Annotated in this window: 17 protein-coding genes; 10 read left to right on the top strand and 7 right to left on the bottom strand. The window is 66.3% G+C overall.

Annotation, left to right across the window (positions count from 1 at the left end; genetic code table 11):
• Positions 1-44 precede the first annotated feature (44 nt).
• The 5 genes from vapC to znuC form a co-directional block, all read right to left on the bottom strand.
• Positions 45-440: a type II toxin-antitoxin system VapC family toxin gene (gene vapC, locus FGS76_RS15390; protein ID WP_138773519.1), complete on the bottom strand. Its 396-nt coding sequence runs from the start codon at positions 438-440 to the stop codon at positions 45-47.
• Positions 437-631, bottom strand: a complete 195-nt coding sequence (locus FGS76_RS15385; protein WP_138773518.1) for a type II toxin-antitoxin system VapB family antitoxin — start codon at positions 629-631, stop codon at positions 437-439. Before FGS76_RS15385 ends, vapC begins: the two co-directional genes overlap by 4 nt.
• Positions 632-751: 120 nt before the next feature.
• Entirely contained in the window at positions 752-2,059 is a 1,308-nt protein-coding gene (locus tag FGS76_RS15380) for an MATE family efflux transporter (protein ID WP_138773517.1), read from the bottom strand.
• Between the two features lie 67 nt (positions 2,060-2,126).
• Positions 2,127-2,912, bottom strand: a complete 786-nt coding sequence (gene znuB, locus FGS76_RS15375; RefSeq protein ID WP_138773516.1) for a zinc ABC transporter permease subunit ZnuB — start codon at positions 2,910-2,912, stop codon at positions 2,127-2,129.
• Positions 2,905-3,687: a zinc ABC transporter ATP-binding protein ZnuC gene (znuC, locus tag FGS76_RS15370; RefSeq protein ID WP_138773515.1), complete on the bottom strand. Its 783-nt coding sequence runs from the start codon at positions 3,685-3,687 to the stop codon at positions 2,905-2,907. Before znuC ends, znuB begins: the two co-directional genes overlap by 8 nt.
• Positions 3,688-3,807: 120 nt before the next feature.
• Between znuC and FGS76_RS15365 the strand changes: the two genes are divergently transcribed.
• Positions 3,808-4,725, top strand: a complete 918-nt coding sequence (locus FGS76_RS15365) for a metal ABC transporter solute-binding protein, Zn/Mn family (RefSeq protein ID WP_138773514.1) — start codon at positions 3,808-3,810, stop codon at positions 4,723-4,725.
• A gap of 93 nt (positions 4,726-4,818) precedes the next feature.
• The gene (locus FGS76_RS15360; protein WP_138773513.1) at positions 4,819-5,949 is read left to right on the top strand and encodes a cellulase-like family protein; all 1,131 of its coding nucleotides are present in this window, start codon (positions 4,819-4,821) and stop codon (positions 5,947-5,949) included.
• A 4-nt stretch (positions 5,950-5,953) separates the two neighbouring features.
• Here the strand turns inward: FGS76_RS15360 and FGS76_RS15355 are convergent, their stop codons facing one another.
• Positions 5,954-6,886: a homoserine kinase gene (locus FGS76_RS15355; RefSeq protein WP_138773512.1), complete on the bottom strand. Its 933-nt coding sequence runs from the start codon at positions 6,884-6,886 to the stop codon at positions 5,954-5,956.
• A 106-nt stretch (positions 6,887-6,992) separates the two neighbouring features.
• Between FGS76_RS15355 and FGS76_RS15350 the strand changes: the two genes are divergently transcribed.
• From FGS76_RS15350 to FGS76_RS15320, 7 genes are all read left to right on the top strand, one after another.
• Complete coding sequence (locus FGS76_RS15350) at positions 6,993-8,039, top strand: alpha/beta hydrolase (protein ID WP_138773511.1); 1,047 nt, start codon at positions 6,993-6,995, stop codon at positions 8,037-8,039.
• A 179-nt stretch (positions 8,040-8,218) separates the two neighbouring features.
• The gene (polA, locus tag FGS76_RS15345; protein WP_138773510.1) at positions 8,219-10,978 is read left to right on the top strand and encodes a DNA polymerase I; all 2,760 of its coding nucleotides are present in this window, start codon (positions 8,219-8,221) and stop codon (positions 10,976-10,978) included.
• Between the two features lie 33 nt (positions 10,979-11,011).
• Positions 11,012-11,518, top strand: coding sequence for a hypothetical protein (locus FGS76_RS15340; RefSeq protein ID WP_240692561.1), 507 nt, complete (start codon positions 11,012-11,014; stop codon positions 11,516-11,518).
• Between the two features lie 15 nt (positions 11,519-11,533).
• A complete protein-coding gene (tmpT, locus tag FGS76_RS15335; protein ID WP_138773509.1) occupies positions 11,534-12,190 on the top strand; it encodes a thiopurine S-methyltransferase in 657 nt (218 codons plus the stop codon).
• A gap of 63 nt (positions 12,191-12,253) precedes the next feature.
• Positions 12,254-12,514 (top strand): DUF2442 domain-containing protein, encoded by a 261-nt coding sequence (locus tag FGS76_RS15330; protein WP_138773508.1) that lies wholly within the window; start codon positions 12,254-12,256, stop codon positions 12,512-12,514.
• 127 nt (positions 12,515-12,641) lie between these two features.
• On the top strand, positions 12,642-13,031 hold the full coding sequence (locus tag FGS76_RS15325) for a DUF3775 domain-containing protein (RefSeq protein WP_138773507.1): 390 nt from the start codon (positions 12,642-12,644) through the stop codon (positions 13,029-13,031).
• A 135-nt stretch (positions 13,032-13,166) separates the two neighbouring features.
• Positions 13,167-15,239, top strand: coding sequence for a VIT and vWA domain-containing protein (locus FGS76_RS15320; RefSeq protein WP_138773506.1), 2,073 nt, complete (start codon positions 13,167-13,169; stop codon positions 15,237-15,239).
• A gap of 86 nt (positions 15,240-15,325) precedes the next feature.
• Here FGS76_RS15320 and FGS76_RS15315 read toward each other — a convergent pair whose 3' ends face one another.
• The gene (locus FGS76_RS15315; RefSeq protein ID WP_138773505.1) at positions 15,326-16,006 is read right to left on the bottom strand and encodes an SDR family oxidoreductase; all 681 of its coding nucleotides are present in this window, start codon (positions 16,004-16,006) and stop codon (positions 15,326-15,328) included.
• A 256-nt stretch (positions 16,007-16,262) separates the two neighbouring features.
• Here FGS76_RS15315 and FGS76_RS15310 point away from each other — a divergent pair, with 256 nt between their 5' ends.
• A complete protein-coding gene (locus FGS76_RS15310) occupies positions 16,263-18,050 on the top strand; it encodes a methyl-accepting chemotaxis protein (RefSeq protein ID WP_240692560.1) in 1,788 nt (595 codons plus the stop codon).
• The last annotated feature ends 49 nt before the right edge of the window (positions 18,051-18,099 follow it).

Raw genomic sequence — 18,099 nt, 5'->3', positions numbered from 1 at the left:
TCATTCCGCTTGCCCACGAGCCCCCGCCAACAGCGCTCTAGCAGTTAAGCCCGGCCCGGTTCCAGGCCCAGGTGTTCAACGAAAGGCTTGAAGTCCTTGTCGGCAAACAACAAGGGGATTGAGCGTTCGATGCAGAAGGTGGCGATGATGACGTCGGCGGTCTTGCGGATGGTAATGCCCTTCTTGCGCAAGTAGCGAAAGTTCTCCGCACTCTTGATCGCCATGTTCTGGCCGAGAAGATCGAAAACGGTAAGGCTGGCCATCAATCCCTTGGCGGTTTGGTAATCCTCGTCGCTACGGAAACCCTGTAGAACCTCCGTGAGAATCAGGTCGCCGATGGCTACCGGCTGCACGCCGAGGGTGCGGTCCAATGTCGCCGCCTCGGGGGTATCAGTGCCGTTAAAGAAGTCGATCCAAACACTGGAGTCGACCAGAATCACGAGGCGCCCCGCATCTCATCAAGATCGCCGGACCATTCCAGTTGCCCCCGGAAGCGCCGAATCTCCGCTTGTTGATGCAGTTGAACCAGTGTCCGCAGTGCCAGCTCCACGGTATCCTTCTTGGTCTGAAGGCCGCTCGCCTTGAGAGCATCAGCCATCAACTGGTCATCGATATCGATGTTGGTACGCATAATGAGGCCCGCCATGTGTATAAATATTGATTCTATACACACGAAAACGGCGGATTCAATATCTGGTCGGTTTTCCGCAAAGGCCCCGGGGATCGCCACGGGCGGGCCGGTCTCCGCGTGTCAGCGGCGAACCCGCCGCCAGACCAGCGCCATCAGCACCCCGCGGCTGGCCATCCACACGTTCATGGCCAGCCACAGGCCGTGGTTGTCCCAGCCCCGGGTCAGCCACCACACCGGGAAGAACAGCACCGTGGCCAGGATCATGGTGTTGCGCATCTGCGGCGCCAGGGTGGCGCCCACGAACACGCCGTCCAGCCAGAAGCCGGCGCTGGCGGTGAGCGGCAGCAACAGCATCCAGGGCAAGTAGTGGATGGCGGTGTCACGCACCGCCGGCAGGTCGGTGAGCAGGCGGATCAGCGGCGCGCCGCCCAGGGCGAAGCCGGCCAGCGCCAGCAGCGCCACCACCAGGGTCCAGCGGCCGGTGGCGCGCACCGCCGCGTCCAGGGCGCGGCGGTCGTGGCGGCCGGTGGCGTCACCCACCAGCGCCTCGGCGGCGTTGGCGAAGCCGTCCAGGGTATTGCTGAGCAGCAACAGGAAGGTGATCAGCACCGCGTTGGCGGCCAGCACCGTGTCGCCCAGCCGGGCGCCCTGGGCGGTGAAGAAGAAAAACACGCTGAGCAGGGCCAGGCTGCGCAGAAAGATGTCCCGGTTCACCGCCAGCAGCCGCAGCATCGGCGCCAGCTGGCGCAGGGCGCCCGCCGGCAGGGCCCGCCAGGCATCGCCGAAAATCTCCCGGCGCAGCCAGAACAGGCCGCCGGCCAGCCCCAGGTACTCGGCCAGGGCGCTGGCGGTGGCCACGCCGCGCACGTCGAAATGCCACACCTGCACCAGCAGAAAATCCAGCAGCGCGTTGCTGGTGTGCATCAGCACCGTCATCTTCAGCGGCACGCTGGTGCGGTGCAGACCGATGGCGAAGCCGATCAGCGCGAAATTGCCCAGCGCCGCCGGCGCCCCCAGCACCCGAATGGCGATGTAGTCCCGGGCCAGATCCTGGACCTCCGCGCTGCCGCCCAGCAGCCATAGCCCGGCCTCACGCAGCGCCGGCTGCAGCAGAATCAACAGCCCGCCCAGCACCGTGGAGAGCAGCAGCGCCCGCAGCACCACCACCAGGGTGGCGTCGCCGGCCCCCCGTGCCTGGGCGGTGAACCCGGTGGTGCCCATGCGCAGGAAGTTGAACGAGAAATACAGGAACATGAAGAAGTTGGCGCCCAGCGCCACCGCCGCCAGATAGACCGGCGAATCCAGGTGCCCGACCACGGCGGTGTCCACCAGCCCCAGCAACGGCGCGGTGATATTGGACAGCAGCAGCGGCCAGGCCAGGGCCCAGATGCGGCGGTTCAGGGCTTGTTTTTCCGGGCTCTTATTCATAGGGCTCGAAAATGGTATCGACAAGTCAAAATAACCTGTCGATGTTGTTCGGTTTTGTCGGCATGAGCTAGGACGTGGGCCGGCGCAACAGGGTCAGCCCGAACAGCACGGCGGCGGCCACCACGATGGAGGGGCCCACCGGCGTGTTGCCGTACCAGCTCAGCGCCAGCCCCAGGGTCACCGACACCAGGCCGATCAGGCTGGCGAACAGGGCCATCTGCTCCGGGGTGTGCGCCAGCCGGCGGGCGCCGGCGGCGGGCATCACCAGCAGCGAGGTGATCAGCAGCACCCCCACGGTGCGGATGGCGCCGGTAATCAGCAACGCCAGCAGCAGCATCAGCAGCAGGCGGGTGCGGGTCACCGCCACCCCTTCCACCCGGGCCAGGTCCTCGTTGACGGTGATGCTCAGCAGCGGCCGCCACTGCCAGATCAGCAACACCAGAATCAGCGTGGCGCCGGTCCACAGGGCCAGCACGTCGGACCAGCCCACTGCCAACAGGTCACCGAACAGATAGGCGAACAGATCCACCTGCACGCTGTCCTGCAGGCTCAGGGCGATCACGCCCAGGGCCAGGGTGATATGGGCGACGATGCCCAGCAGGGTGTCGTCGGCGATCTGCCGCTGCCGTTGCAGGCCCACCAGCACCACCGCCACGGTCAGGCAGGCGGCGATCACCGCCAGGTACAGATTGACCTGCAGGGCCAGCGCCAGGGCGGCGCCGAGCAGGGCGCTGTTGGCCATGGTGTCGCCAAAAAACGCCATCCGCCGCCACACCACGAAGGCGCCCATGGGGCCGGCCACCACCGCCACCGCCAGGCCGGCCAGCAACGCCGGCGCGAGCAACTCAATCATGGTGGTGACCTCCAGGCTGTGCCGCGCCATGGTCGTGGCCTTCGTGCACATCGCCGCTGATGTCATGGTCGTGATCGTGCTGGTGGGTGTACAGCGCCAGATTGGCCATGCCGTGGGTGCCGAACAGGCGCTGATAGGCCGGGTCCCGGCTGACCGCTTCCGGGGTGCCGGAGCAGCACACATGATGGTGCAGGCACACCACCTCGTCGGTGCGCGCCATCACCAGATGCAGGTCGTGGGAGATCAGCAGGATGCCGCAGCCGGTTTCGTCGCGGACCTGGCCGAGCAGGCCGTACAGGGCGTCCTGGCCGGCCACGTCCACGCCCTGGGCCGGCTCGTCCAGCACCAGCAGATCCGGCTGACGCAGCAAAGCCCGGGCCAGCAACACCCGCTGCATTTCGCCGCCGGACAGCTGGCGCACCGCGCGCCGGCGCAGATGGGCCACGCCGGTGCGTTGCAGGGCATCCCGGCGGGCGCCGGTGCGCCCCGGCGCCGCCAGCCACAGAAACCGGTCCACGGTCAGCGGCAGGCTGCCGTCCACGCGCAGATGCTGGGGCATATAGCCCAGGGTCAGGCCCGGGCGGCGCACCACCCGGCCCCGGTCCGGCCGGGTCAGCCCCAGCACCAGCCTGGCCAGGGTGCTTTTGCCGGCGCCGTTGGGGCCGATCAGAGTGGTGATGCGGCCCGGCGCCAGGGTCAGCGACACATCTTCCAGGACCGCCTGGCCGCCCAGGGTGAGGGCGGCATGGTCCACCGTCACCAACGCTTCAGTCATAGCAGCAGAAATCCGGTTCGTAGCAAAAGCGTAATGATATACTATATCGTTCGCCCGGTGCCCGGGGTAACACCGTCACGGGCGCCATTTTTTTGCCCGACGATTTACTGTGGAGCCCCCATGCGTCCGATCCTGTTTGCCCTGTTGCTGGTGTCCAGCGTGCTGTTGTCCTCCCCGGCCACCGCCCGGGTGGTGGTGGCCAGCGTGGAGCCGGTGGCCATGGCATTGCGCGCCCTCTACGGCGACCGCGCCGAGGTGGTCACCCTGCTGGCGCCCAACCAAAGCCCCCACAACCCCATGCTGTCGCCGCGCCAGATGCTGACTCTGCGCCAGGCGGACCTGGTGGTATGGCTGGGCGCGGAAGCGGAGCCGGCGGTGGCGGACCTGATGGCGCGCCGCGACGGGCCCTCGGTGGCGATGCTGTCGTTGCCCGACGTGACCCGCCGGCAAGGCGGCCACCACCATGATCATGACCACGACCAGGGTGCCCATGATCATGACGGTCACAGCCATGACGGTAACAACCACGACGGTCACGACCACACCGGCGCCCTGGACCCCCACCTGTGGCTGGACCCGGACAATATCGCCACCCTGGCCCGGGGCCTGGCCGAGCGCGATGGCGCCGGGCTGCCCGCCGGTCAGCCGGCGGATTTTCTCGCGGCACTGGAAGAGGCCCGGGAAGCCGCCCGCCAGCGGCTGGCGCCGGTGGCCGGGCGGGCCTGGATCAGCTACCACAACCCCTGGGCTTATTTTCAGCACCCCATGGGGCTGAGCGAGCCGGTGACGGTCAGTGCCCAGCTCGGCGCCGGCCCCGGCAGCCGCCGCTTCGTGGCGCTGGCCGGGCAGATCCGCGACCGGCAGGTAGGCTGCGCGATCCTGGAGCCGGAGGCGCAGCGGCCCATGATCAAGCGGCTGTGCCCGGACTGCCGCATGGTGGCGCTGGACCCGCTGGGCCGTGACCACCCGGACCTGGATTACCCGGCCTGGCTGGACCAGGTGGTGGCCGCCGGCTTCGAGCGCTGCCTGGGCCGCTGATTGGCCGTGGGTCCCGCATTATTGTCCCCGGGTCCCATTGAGACATGGGCCGAAACCGTTATCCTGAGTCGTTTATCGGGTTGAGGTGCATTCATGGGGCAGCGTCAGGGAGAGACCCAGCGACTCGCCATCACCTGTTGGGACTATGCCTGGCCGCTGGGCCGGGACTACGGCACCGTGCCCGGTGCCGTGGAGGCCCGCTTGGACGAGGCGGTGGCGCGGGGCTTCAATGCCGTGCGGCTGGACCCCTATCCGCATCTGGTGGCCACCCCGGCCAACAGCGTGCACCTGGACCGTTGTGAAATTCTCACCGAGCCGGACCCGCGCCGGGGCCTGCCCGGCGGCGCCCACACGGTGCCGATCCGCAAGGCCCTGCGCCGTGTGCTGGACGCCGCCGCCGAGCGCGACCTGGCGCTCTGGTTCTCCGGCTTCTTCGTTCCCGACAGCCGCGCCCGCCGCTCCTTTGTGCGCCGCCCCGGCGATTTCGTCGATGTGTGGGCGGAAACCCTGGACCTGGTGGACCGCTGGGGCCACCTGGACCGGGTGGTGGCGGTGGATTTCTGCCACCATTTCCCGTTTCCTCCCTGGAGCCACGGCGCCCTCAGACGGGTGTTCGGCCAGGCGCCCCACCGGCCGCTGCCGGACCGCTGGCGCCCGGAGCAGGAGGCGGAGGTGGAGCGCTACCTGCTGGAGGTGCCGCGCGCGCTGCGCGCCCATTTCCCCAATCTGCGGGTGGGGCTGAGCGCCGCCGCCGGCCACAGTGAATACCTGCGTCAGCTGGACACCAGTGAACTGGATTTTCTGGATTTCGGGTTGTGGCTGGACGATGACCCGCGCTTTCGCCTGGCCACCGGCGCCGACCTGCCGGTGCCCGGCCTGCTGGGGCGGCGTCTGGGGCCGCTGCGCGGTGCTCTGATGAGCGCCACCGGCGAGCACTGGCGTGGCCGTGTGTACGACCTGCTCAACCGCCGGCTGGCGTTTGCCCGCATACGCCGGTTGCAGCCGGTGCTCGGCGAAGGCTGGCTGCTTCCCGCCGCATCGCCGGAGCAGTGGCCGGCGGCCTGGGCCCGCTTCAGCGAAGCCCTGGTGGCCCGGGCGGTGGCCGATGGGGTCCAGGCACTGACCCCCACCAGCCTGGCCACGCCCAACCATCCCTGGCTATGGGACGAAAGCGACTGGCTCGCCCATCTCAACCATCTGATTCTCACCGGCCCGGGGCGCTAGCCGCTCACAGCTCATAGCGTTGGCTGAGCGCCTCGAAGCGATAACCGAAGATGCGCGAATACTCCGCCGGGTCCTTGCTGCCCTGGCCCTCGGCGTCGCCGGACACCGGCCCGACCAGCCGGGACAACCAGAAGCGCAGGGCCGCCACCACCAGGGCCAGCTCCAGCACCCCCGCCTCATAGACCCCGCCGGCGTCCCGGTAGCCGGCCAGCAACGCTGCCTCCCGGCGCGGCACCGGCCGGCCCTCGGCGGACACCGCCCAATCATTGAGCGCCACCGCCAGATCGTACTCCGGGCGCTCCAGGCAGGCGTTGTAGAAGTCCAGCACCCCGGTGAGCCGGCCGCTATCGTTGAACAGCACATTGTCGCGGAACAGGTCGCCATGGATCACCGCGTCCCCCGGCGGCACCTTGCGCCAGTAGCGCAGCAGGCGCCGGGCATGGTGCCGGTCGTCGTCGCCGAGCCGGCACAGATGCTCGGCGAAGTCCGCCAGCCGTGCCCGCTCGTTCGGCAGAGCCCGGGCCGAATCCGCCGGTTGCCGGTGCAGGGCGGCCAGCATGGCGCCCACCTGGCGGCAATGTTCCGCCTCCGGACGAAAGCAATGCCGGCCGGACAGCCACGGCACCAGCACCGCCGGCTTGCCGGCCACCTGGCGCATGCAATGGCCGGCGCGGTCGGTGAGCGGCGCCGGCACCGGCAGGCCGCCCCGCGCCAGGGTGGTCAGCAAGGTCAGATAGGGGGAAAGGGTGGCTTCGGAAAAACGCTCGAACACCGTCAGTACCACCGGACGCGGGGCACCGCCCTGGTCCCGGGCACTGATCAGCCAGGTGCTGTTTTCGATGCCGTGCGGGGCCGCTTTCGAGGCTTCCAGGCGCAGATCGTACTCGGCCAGCAGTGAGCTAAGCTCATCGTCGTCGAGACGGGTATAAACGGACATGCATCCACCTTGAGTGGAAAAACGGCCGGGGATGACCGGGCTTGAAACTTCCGGCGATGGTATAACCCCTGAGATTCGCTGAACAGGCCGTTTCACGAGGAATCCCATGTCTCTGCAAGAAAACATCGAACGCACCTCGGCGCGCGCCCTGATGGCGCTGCCCGCCGGCCTGGCCGGACGTCTGGCCGGTCTGCTGGAAAAGGTGGACCGCTCCACCCTGGACCCCCGACTGCGGTTACTGCTGGCCCTGGGTGATGGCCGCAAGGGTTTTCACCAGCTGCCGCTGCCCCAGGGCCGCGCCCTCTACGGCCAGATGATCCGCATGCTCGACGTGGCCGAGGAAGCCGTTTCCGAAGTGCGCGATATCCGTGTGCCGGTGGACGGCGGCGATATCCTGGTGCGGCTGTACCGGCCCGGCAAACGGGTCGGCCCGGCGCCGGCGGATGGCGCGCCGGCGATCCTGTTCGCCCATGGCGGCGGCTTCACCATCGGCAGTGCCGGCGAATACGACCGCCTGTGCCGCCATATCGCCAACCAGACCGGCGCCGTGGTGCTCAACGTGGACTACCGGCTGGCGCCGGAGCACCCCGCGCCCACCGCCGCCGATGATGTGGTGGCCGCCTGGCGCTGGCTCACCGAGCAGGCCGGCGACCTGGGCATCGACCGGGAGCGGCTGGCGGTGATGGGCGACAGTGCCGGCGGCAACCTGAGCCTGGTGACCGCCCAGCAAGCCCTGCTGCAAGGCCTGCCGGCGCCGAAACTGGTGGTGGCGGTGTATCCGAAAACCGACGGCGCCAACGAAATGCCCTCCGCCACCGCCCTCGGCGGCGGCCAGGGCGGCCTCGACCGGGATATGATCGACTGGTTCCATAATCACTACGTCCAGGACGAAAGCCTGGTGGCGGACTTCCGCGTCTCACCGCTGCGCAACCCGGACCTCACCGGCCACCCGGAAACCCTGCTGATCACCGCCACCGACCCGCTCCGCGACGAGGGCCTGGCCTACGGCGAACGACTGCGCGAAGCGGGCGTACCGGTGGTCAACCTGGACTACTCGAAGCTGGTGCACGGTTTCATCACCATGGGCGGCGCGCTCCCCACCGCCCGCCGGGCGGTGGACGAAATCCTCGCCCACGCCCGCGAGAGGCTTTAGCAGCTTCAAGCTGCAAGCTACAAGCCGCCACAAGCGGCGGCACGACCGGGGCGCTGGAGGGCGTGTCTTGTGGCTTGTAGCTTGTGGCTTGAAGCTGGCCGCTCGGTTCGCCCCCCTGACCCCGCCCCCTCCTGGCGCTACACTATGCCCTCCCGCACACGCTCCGACCAAGGACCCTCATGGCCGACCGCAAACCGATCATTCTCGTCGACGGTTCCTCCTATCTGTACCGCGCCTTCCACGCCCTGCCGCCGCTGACCACCTCCGATGGCCGGCCCACCGGCGCGGTGCGTGGCGTGGCGGCCATGCTGCGCAAACTGATCAAGGACTACGACCCGGACTACATGGCGGTGGTGTTCGACGCCAAGGGCAAGACCTTCCGGGATGAGCTGTTCGAGCAGTACAAGGCCAACCGGCCGCCCATGCCCGACGACCTGCGCGCCCAGGTGCAGCCCCTGCACGACCTGATCCGCGCCATGGGCCTGCCGCTGATCATCGAGGAAGGCGTGGAAGCGGACGACGTGATCGGCACCTTCGCCCGCCAGTTCAGCGCCGAACAGAAAGCGGTGCTGATCTCCACCGGCGACAAGGACATGGCCCAGCTGGTCAACCCGCACGTCACCCTGATCAACACCATGAACGATGCCCTCTATGACATCGAGGGCGTGAAGAAGAAGTTCGGCGTCGGCCCGGAGCTGATCATCGACTTCCTGGCCCTGATGGGCGACAAGGTGGACAACATTCCCGGCGTGCCCGGCGTCGGCGAAAAGACCGCCCTGGCCCTGCTCACCGGTCTGGGCTCGCTGCGCAACATCTACGACAACCTGGATAAGGTGGCGGAGCTGGAGTTCCGTGGCGCCAAGACCATGGGCAAGAAACTGGAAGAGCACCGGGACCAGGCGTTTCTTTCCTATGAGCTGGCTACCATCAAACTGGACTGCGAACTCCACGAAGGGCTGGACGAACTCAAGCTGCGCCCACCGGAGGTGGACGCGCTGGCCGGCTATTACCGGGACCTGGAATTCAAAGGCTGGCTGGCGGAACTGCTGGACGGCCAGGACCCGGCCGCCGACGGCGCCGACGTCCCGGGCCAGGAACCGGCGATCAGCCGGGACGGCTACGAAACCGTGATCGATGAAGCGCAACTGGACGCCTGGGTGAAAAAACTGGGCGCCGTGGAACTGTTCGCCTTCGACACCGAAACCACCAGCCTCAACTACATGGACGCCGCCCTGGTGGGGGTCAGCATGGCCACCGCCGCCGGCGAGGCCGCCTACATTCCCTTCGGCCACGACTACGCCGGCGCCCCGGACCAGCTGCCCGAGGCCCTGGTGCTGGAAAAACTCAAACCGCTGCTGGAAGACGAGGCGGTGAAAAAGGTGGGCCAGAACCTGAAGTACGACATGAGCGTGCTGGCCAACGCCGGCATCACCCTGCGCGGCGTGCGGTTCGACACCATGCTGGAATCCTATGTGCTGGATTCCGTGGCCACCCGCCACGACATGGACTCCCTGGCGCTCAAGTATCTTGGCCACAAGACCGTCAGCTTCGAGGAGATCGCTGGCAAAGGCGCCAAGCAGCTCACCTTTAACCAGGTGGGCCTGGAGGAGGCCGCTGAATACGCCGCCGAGGACGCCGACATCACCCTGCGACTGCACCAGACCCTGTGGCCGCAACTGGAAAGCATCGCCGGCCTGAAAAGCGTGTTCGATGACATCGAACTGCCGCTGCTGCCGGTGCTCAGCCGCATCGAGCGCAACGGCACCTACGTGGACGCGGATATGCTGCGCAAGCAAAGCCAGTTTCTCGCCAAACGGATGATGGAGCTGCAGCAGCAGGCATACGATATCGCCGGCCAGGAATTCAATCTGGGGTCGCCCAAGCAGCTGGGCGAAATCCTCTACGAAAAGCTGGAAATTCCGGTGATCAAGAAAACCCCCAAGGGGGCTCCGTCCACCGCCGAAGGGGTGCTCCAGGAACTGGCCCTGGACGGCCACGCCCTGCCGGAAGTGATCATGCAGTACCGGGGTGTCTCCAAACTCAAGAACACCTACACCGACAAACTGCCGGAACTGATCAACCGCCGCACCGGCCGCGTGCACACCTCCTACCACCAGGCGGTCACCGCCACCGGCCGGCTGTCCTCCAGTGATCCGAACCTGCAGAACATTCCGGTGCGCAGCGAAGAAGGCCGCAAGATCCGGCTCGCCTTCTCGGCGCCCCCGCCGGCGCAAGGCAATGAGCCGCGCAAGATCGTGGCCTTCGACTACTCGCAGATCGAACTGCGCATCATGGCGCACCTCTCCGGTGACGACGGCCTGCTGCACGCCTTCGCCAACAACCTGGACATTCACCGCGCCACCGCCGCGGAAGTCTGGGACAAACAGCTGGACCAGGTCTCCGACAACGAACGCCGCAACGCCAAGGCCATCAACTTCGGCCTGATCTACGGCATGAGCGCCTTCGGCCTGGCCCGCCAGCTCGGCATCCCCCGTGGCGAAGCCCAGGAATACATCGACCGCTACTTCGACCGCTACCCCGGCGTGAAACGCTACATGGACGGCACCCGCGCCGACGCCGCCGAAAAAGGCTACGTGGAAACCCTGTTCGGCCGCCGCCTCTACCTGCCGGAAATCAAAAGCAGCAACGGCCAACGCCGCCAGGCCGCCGAACGCACCGCCATCAATGCGCCCATGCAGGGCACCGCCGCCGACATCATCAAGAAAGCCATGGTCAAGGTTGACGGCTGGCTCACCGACAGTGACTTCGACGCCCTGATGATCATGCAGGTCCACGACGAACTGGTGTTCGAAGTGGCCGAAAGCCAGGTGGATGCCCTGGTCAAGGAAGTGAAACGACACATGGAAGCCGCCGCCGAACTCAAGGTACCGCTGACCGTGGATGTGGGCGTTGGCGATAACTGGGAAGAGGCGCACTGATCCGACCATTAACAACAACAAGAGGCTGTTGCCATGGTGAAGAAAACCGGCGCCCCCGCGCCCACCCCCAGAGCGCTGAACCTGCTCTGGTTCGTGACCCTGTCCGCGCCCATGTTTATCGGCGTGGCCCTGTGGCTGGCGGTGCGGTTCGGAGCCTTCCAGCCCGTCGCCGAACTGCTGCCCCAGCAAACCCTCTGGCAGCTGTCGCTGGGCGCCATGGCCCTGACCCTTTTGGTGGCCCGCCCGCTGCGCAACCTGATCATGAAACCGGAGGCGGTGGCCCGCCGCTCGCTGGCCGGTCGCGTGGCGCCGGAGGGCCCGGCGGCCCTGGCCGCGGTCAAAACCCAGACCACCATGTTCGCCTTTCTGGGGATGCTGGACGCGGTGGCGTTCATTATCGTGGCGCTCAGTTTTATGCACGCCGACGCCGCCCTCGGCCTGATCAACGGCGTCTACACCCTGACCCTGGCGGTGGTGGCCAAGCCGGATTTCCCCCTTTTATTGAAAGAGACCGAGCAGATTCTGCGGCGCGGCCAGTGAGCCCGGGAGGCAAACATGGAAAAGCAATTCTGGCGGGAAAGATGGCAAAACCGGGAACTGGGCTGGCACCTGCCGTTCGTTAACCCGGTGCTGAAACGTAACCTGCCGGGCCTCAATCCGGCCGCCGGCGCCCGGGTGTTCGTGCCGCTGTGCGGCAAGACCCTGGACATCCGCTGGCTGCTGGAACAGGGCTTCACGGTGGTGGGCGCGGAACTGAGCGAACGGGCGGTGCGGGAGCTGTTCGAGGAACTCGGGTTTGAGCCCGTGGTAACTTCCTGGGATGGCGGCCATTGCTGGCACCATGGCGACCTGACCGTGTTCCAGGGCGACCTCTTCGCGCTCACCGCCGCCGAGCCCGGCCCGGTGGACCTGGTCTACGACCGCGCCGCCCTGGTGGCCCTGCCGGAGCCGCTGCGCGCCCGCTACGCCCCCCATCTGGCGACCCTGACCGGCAACGCCCCGCAGCTGCTGATCAGCTTCGAATACGACCCGGCGGAAATGGACGGCCCGCCGTTCCCGGTCCAGCCCGACGAAATCCACCGACTGTACGGCGACCGCTACACCCTGGAAGAACTGTCCCGCCAGGAAGTGATCGACAGCCAGGACCGCTTCAAGGAAGCCGGCGTCACCTCTTTCGTGCAGGTGGCCTGGAGGCTGAATCCGCTAAAGTAAAGCAACTGTCCGAACTGGTAAAAGTGGTAGCGGAACACTTCGAGGAGATCGAGAGGGCTTGGAATGAGCACTTCAGCCAGCGCTAAGGTAGTGACCTTCGACAACGAGACCATGTGGGTGGAGCTGACTGACGGTCGCGCTCTCGGGGTCCCGTTGGCCTGGTTCCCAAGATTGCTGCATGCCACGCCGGAACAGCGGGCGGGCTGCCGGATCAGCTATACCGGCCAGGGGCTCCATTGGGAGGAACTGGACGAGGATATTTCCGTCGCTGGCCTATTGGCGGGGCGCGGCGATGTCACCGAGCCCCACCACGACGTGGCTTGACGCTCCCACACTGAGACCCTCTTTTACGTCCTTCACCTTGTGATCCGGCCCGGGCATGCCACCCTTTTCCCATGCAGTGGACGCCGGCCCCGGGCCGGCGGTAACCGACCAGGAGAAGGAGAATCCCATGCTCAATGTCAGCAGTGAGACCGTGTGCCGGCTGGTGGAGCTGGCCCAGGCGTTCCAGTCCCAGGAAGCCATCATCCTGCCGGACGACGGCAGCAACCCCATCGATCAGCCCGGCGACGCGCCGGCGCCGGCCAGCGGCGGCGGTGAGCCATCCCAGGCGGAGTTCCGCACCATCATCGCCGACCTGGAGCCGGACCAGCAGACCGAGGTGGTGGCGCTGATGTGGCTGGGGCGCGGCGATTTCCAGGAGGACGATTGGGAGGGCGCGCTGCGGCTGGCCCGGGACGAGTGGACCCCGGAGACCGCGGATTACCTGCTGGGCCACCCGCTGCTGGCGGAATATCTGGTGGAGGGGCTGGCGGCCTTCGGGTTGGGCTGCGACCTCTGATGCGGGGGGCGGGCCGGCGCTATTGAACGGCTCCCGACACGTCTTGTTAATGAACGGTGTTTAGCAGACGGCGGTTTCTGCTGTATCTATTGAACGGCGTTTAAGGGACGTTCAAATAAGAGACAGGAGAACCGCATGGCTTTGTTGAATCCATTGAGCCGCTGGCTGGCCGGGGCATTGATGCTGATGCTGGCCGCCACCGGTGCCCGGGCGGCCGGGCTGATGACCCCCAGCGACGGCGATACGCCGCCGCTTTCCCTGCGCGAGCAGCACGTCACCGTGGACGTGGAGGACGGCTACACCGTCACCGAGGTGGAGCAGGTGTTCCACAACCCCCACGACCGGGATCTGGAGGCCCACTACCGCTTCCCGGTGCCGGAGAAGGGCACGGTGGCGGAGTTCACCGTGTGGATCGACGGCAAGCCGGTGGTGGGCGAGGTGCTGAAGAAAGAGAAAGCCCGTCAGGTCTACGAGCAGGAAAAAGCGGCCGGCCGGGAGGCCGGGCTCACTGAGAAGGACGGCTACAAGGCCTTCGACGTGCTGGTCAGCCCGGTGCGGGCCGGCCAGGACACCCGGGTGCGACTGGTGTACATGCAGCCGGTGGACGAGGACACCGGCGTCGGCCGCTACCTGTACCCGCTGGAGGAGGGCGGGGTGGACCAGCGCCAGCTGGACTTCTGGACCGCCAACGAACGGGTGGAGGAGCATTTCACCTTTACCCTGAACCTGCGCACCGGCTACCCGGTGGCGGCGGTGCGGGTACCGGACCAGCCCGGCGCCGCCATTACCCAGCAGGGGCCGCGCCAGTGGCGGGTGACCCTGGACAACCGGGCCGCCGCGTCGCGGGCCGGCGAGCCGGCTGGCGAGCCGGAGGCGGAGGCGGAAACCACCCCCTCCGATGACCAGCCGGCGTTCCGCCTGGACCGGGACCTGGTGGTCTACTGGCGCTACCAGCCGGACCTGCCCGGCAGCGTGGACCTGGTGGCCTACAAGGCGCCGGGCAGCGACCGGGGGACCTTTATGATGAGCCTGACCCCCGGGGACGACCTGCCGCCGGTCACCGGCGGCCGCGACTGGGTGTTCGTGCTGGATGTGTCCGGCTCCATGGCCGGCAAGCTGGCCACCCTGGCCGACGGCGTCGGCAAGGCGCTGGGCCGGCTGCAACCGGAGGACCGCTTCCGCATCGTGCTGTTCAACGACCGCACCCGGGAACTGACCCCCGGCTTCGTGGCGGTGACGCCGGAGGCGGTGAGCGATTACGTGAACAAGGTGGCCACGCTGCAATCCGGCGGTGGCACCAACCTCTACGACGGCATGAAAGCCGGCCTGAAATCCCTGGACGCGGACCGGCCCACCGGCATCGCCCTGGTCACCGACGGGGTGGCCAATGTGGGCGTCACCGAGCAGAAGCGTTTTCTGGAGTTGCTGGACCGTTACGACGTGCGGCTGTTCACCTTCATCATGGGCAACAGCGCCAACCGGCCGCTGCTCACCGCCCTCACCGACGCCAGTAATGGCTTTGCCCTGAGCGTCTCCAACAGCGACGACATCGTTGGCCGGCTGATGCAGGCCACCGGCAAGCTTACCCACCGGGCCATGAACGACGTGACCCTGGACATCGAGGGCGTGAAAACCGCCGACCTGACCCCCGAGCGGATCGGCTCCATCTATCGGGGCGGACGCATCGTGGTGCTCGGCCATTACTGGGGCGACGGCCCGGCGCAAGTGACCCTGAGCGCCAAGGTCGGCGGCGAGACCCGCCGCTACCAAACCCGCTTCCCGTTCCCCGCCGAGGGCGGCGCCAACCCGGAACTGGAACGGCTGTGGGCCTACGCCACCATCCAGGACCTGCAACGCCGGCGTGACAACTTCGGCGCCGACGCGGACCTGGAAGATGCCATCACCGACCTGGCCCTGGAATACGGCCTGGTCACCGACTACACCTCCATGGTGGTGCTGCGCGACGAGATGTTCGAGAAATACGGTATCGAGCGCCGCAACGCGGACCGCCGCGACCTGGAAAAACTGGCCAAGGCCCAGCGGCAGGCGCAGGCACCGGCCGCCAACCGGGCCGACCATGGCCAGCCCATGTTCCAGCAACCGCGCCCGTCCATGGGCGGTGGCGGCAGCGGCGGTGCCGCCGGCCCCTGGTCCTTGCTGCCGTTCCTGGTCATGGGCGTGGCCGGCCTGCTGCGCCGCCGGCGCTAGGCCAGCCGGTCCAGAAAATTACCGATCGGGAAAAGTTTTGCCTGCGGGACATGCAATCAGCGAAATATTCCCGATCGGTATGATTTTTACCAGGGCAGTACCGAGCCATCGGAGTGCCAGAAGGTACCGGTGTTGTCCAGGTTCAGCTCGTCCATGCGCTGCACCAGGCGGTGGGCGGCCTGCTCGGCGGTGATGTCGCCGTTGTTGCCGGTCATATCGGTCTTCACGAAGCCCGGGTGCAGGATCGCCACCGGGATGCCCCGGTCCTTCAGGTCCACGGCCAGGGACTTGCCGGCGGCGTTCAGGCCGGCCTTGCTGACCCGGTAGCCGTAGCGGCCGCCGGAATCGTTATCCTCCACGGACCCCATGCGCGAGGTCATCAGGCCCACCCGGCTGCCCTCGCGCATATTGTCGAGCAGCGCGTGGGTGACACGCAGCGGGCCCAGGGTGTTCACCTCGAACTGCTGGCGCATGGTGTCGAAGTTCATCTCCTCCAGGGTCTCGTTCTCCATCATGCCGGCGTTGTTGTAGAGCACGTCCACCTGCGTGTCGCCCAGCTCTTCCTTGAGCGCCGCCACGTCCTCCGCTTTGCTCACGTCATAGCCTTCCAGTACGCGGATGCCGAGATCGTGCAGGTCTTCCTTGCCTTTCTTTTCCGCCGGGCTGCGGCACACCGCGATGACGTGGTTGCCCCGCGCCTTCCACAGGCGCGCCATGTCGTAGCCGATGCCCCGGTTGGCGCCGGTGATGACGATGGTCTGACTCATGGCACTGTCTCCTTTGCCGTTGCAATGAATGCGTGGGCAACAGCCTGGGGTCCGGAGGTCGCCGGTTCAAACCGCGGAGGGCAAAGGCAACACTCTTTTACGTTGCCCACGGTGGGCGGCTTGTTGTCGTATTGGTCGAAAAGATAATTTTATTCATAGCGTAAATTTGCATTATTGCGTGCGTGAAAAACCACTTTCCAGGGTCTTTATTCGATAGTTCTAAAGTTGCTCAACGTGAATGTCGATACGTTGAGAAATGCCGCGTATCGATATGGAAAAGACCTTGATGCAAACGGAAAAATCCAAACTCAGCCGCTGGAATCTGAACACCAAGACCATGACTCTGGTGCTGGTTCCCATGCTCTTGGTCACGCTCATCCTGGTGGGGATGGAGACCTATCAGAGCATTGAGGCCAGCCAGCAAAACCTGGCGCACCAGAAAGAAGAACTGCTGAAAAGCCGGGAACAAGCGGTGAAGGACGTGGTGCTGGCGGCCAAGACCGCCATCGCCCCCATTTATGACCAGGCGGGCCCCGACGACGCGGACGCCAAGGCCCGTGCGGCTGAGATGCTGCGGTCGATTCGTTTTGACGGCAATAACTACCTCTTCGTCTTTGATTACGAGGGCACCGGCGTTGTGCACATCAACCCCGATCTCGAAGGCAAGAACATGATCGACACGCAGGGCCCCGACGGTGATTACTTCATTCGTGGGCTGATCGAGAAAGCCAAGGCCGGCGGCGGTTTCTATCAGTACGTCTGGCCGCACCCGGGAACACAAAAAGACGAAGCCAAGTATTCCTATTCGGTAGGGCTGGATAAATGGGGCTGGATGCTGGGCGCCGGCGTCTTTGCGGTGGATGTTGATGAAGACATGGCCGAGGTTCGGGCGGCGGCCAACGACAATCTGCGAAGCTCAATCATCAGCTCGTTGCTCACGGCGTTGACGCTGTTTATCGCCGTCGCGCTGTTGGCGGGCTATCTGGTCAAGCGCACCGTGCAACCGATTCGCCTGGCCGCCCGGACCATGGAGAGCATCGCCAGCGGTAAGGGTGATCTGACGCAGCGCATCGACGTCTCCACCCACGACGAGGTTGGCCAGTTGGCCAGGGGCTTCAACCTCTTTGCGTCGCGGATGCAGGACACCCTTCGTGAGGTGCGCGCGAGTACCCGCCATGTGCGTGAAGCCGCGACGCAAATGGCGCAGGGCAGCGAGGAACTGGCCTCGCGCACCGAGCAGGCGTCCGCCAACCTGCAGCAGACTTCCGCTTCCATGGAGGAGATCACCTCCACCGTGGATCACAGCGCCCAGTCGGCTCAACAGGCTAATCAGCTGGTGCTGGGCACCGGTGAAGTGGCACGCCGTGGCGAGTCGGCCATGCAGGATGTGGAGCGAACCATGGCGGATATCCACGATTCCTCCAGCAAGGTCAGTGACATCATCAGCATGATCGACTCGATCGCCTTTCAGACCAATATTCTGGCACTGAACGCCTCGGTGGAGGCCGCCCGTGCCGGTGAGCACGGCAGTGGCTTCGCGGTGGTGGCGCAAGAAGTGCGCACCCTGGCGCAGCGCTCAAGCACCGCCTCCAAGGAGATTCGTGCCCTGATCGATGCCTCGGCCGCCCATACCGAATCGGGGGCCAAGCTGGTGCGTGATGCGGGGGCCACCATGCAGGAGATCGCCGAGAGCGTGGCCAAGGTGACCGATGTGATCGGTGAAATTTCCGCCGGCGCCAAGGAACAGAGCACCGGTATCGGCCAGGTTAATACGGCGGTGGCGGAAATGGACGCCATGACCCAGCAGAATGCGGCCATGGTCCACCAGTCGAGCGTTACCGCCAGCCGGATGCGCGATCAGGCGGATCAACTGCAGCAAATGCTTGATGCCTTCGTGTTGGGGGACGATGACGCGGCACCTGTCCAGGACGCCGGGCCAAAGGTGCTTTCTCCGCCGCCGGCCAAGGCCGCGTCCGCACCTGCACCGGCACCCGCAAAGGCCCAAAGGGAGGCCGATAACGAGGACGAGTGGGAAACGTTCTGATCGCAGGCGCTCCTTCGGTTCCCGGCAACACTCTTTTACGTTACCCCCG

The organism is Alloalcanivorax gelatiniphagus, from assembly GCF_005938655.1.
Classification (GTDB): Bacteria; Pseudomonadota; Gammaproteobacteria; order Pseudomonadales; family Alcanivoracaceae; genus Alloalcanivorax; species Alloalcanivorax gelatiniphagus.
The sequence above is the reverse complement of the archived record's forward strand: the minus strand, read 5'-3'. Positions and strand labels throughout refer to the sequence as shown.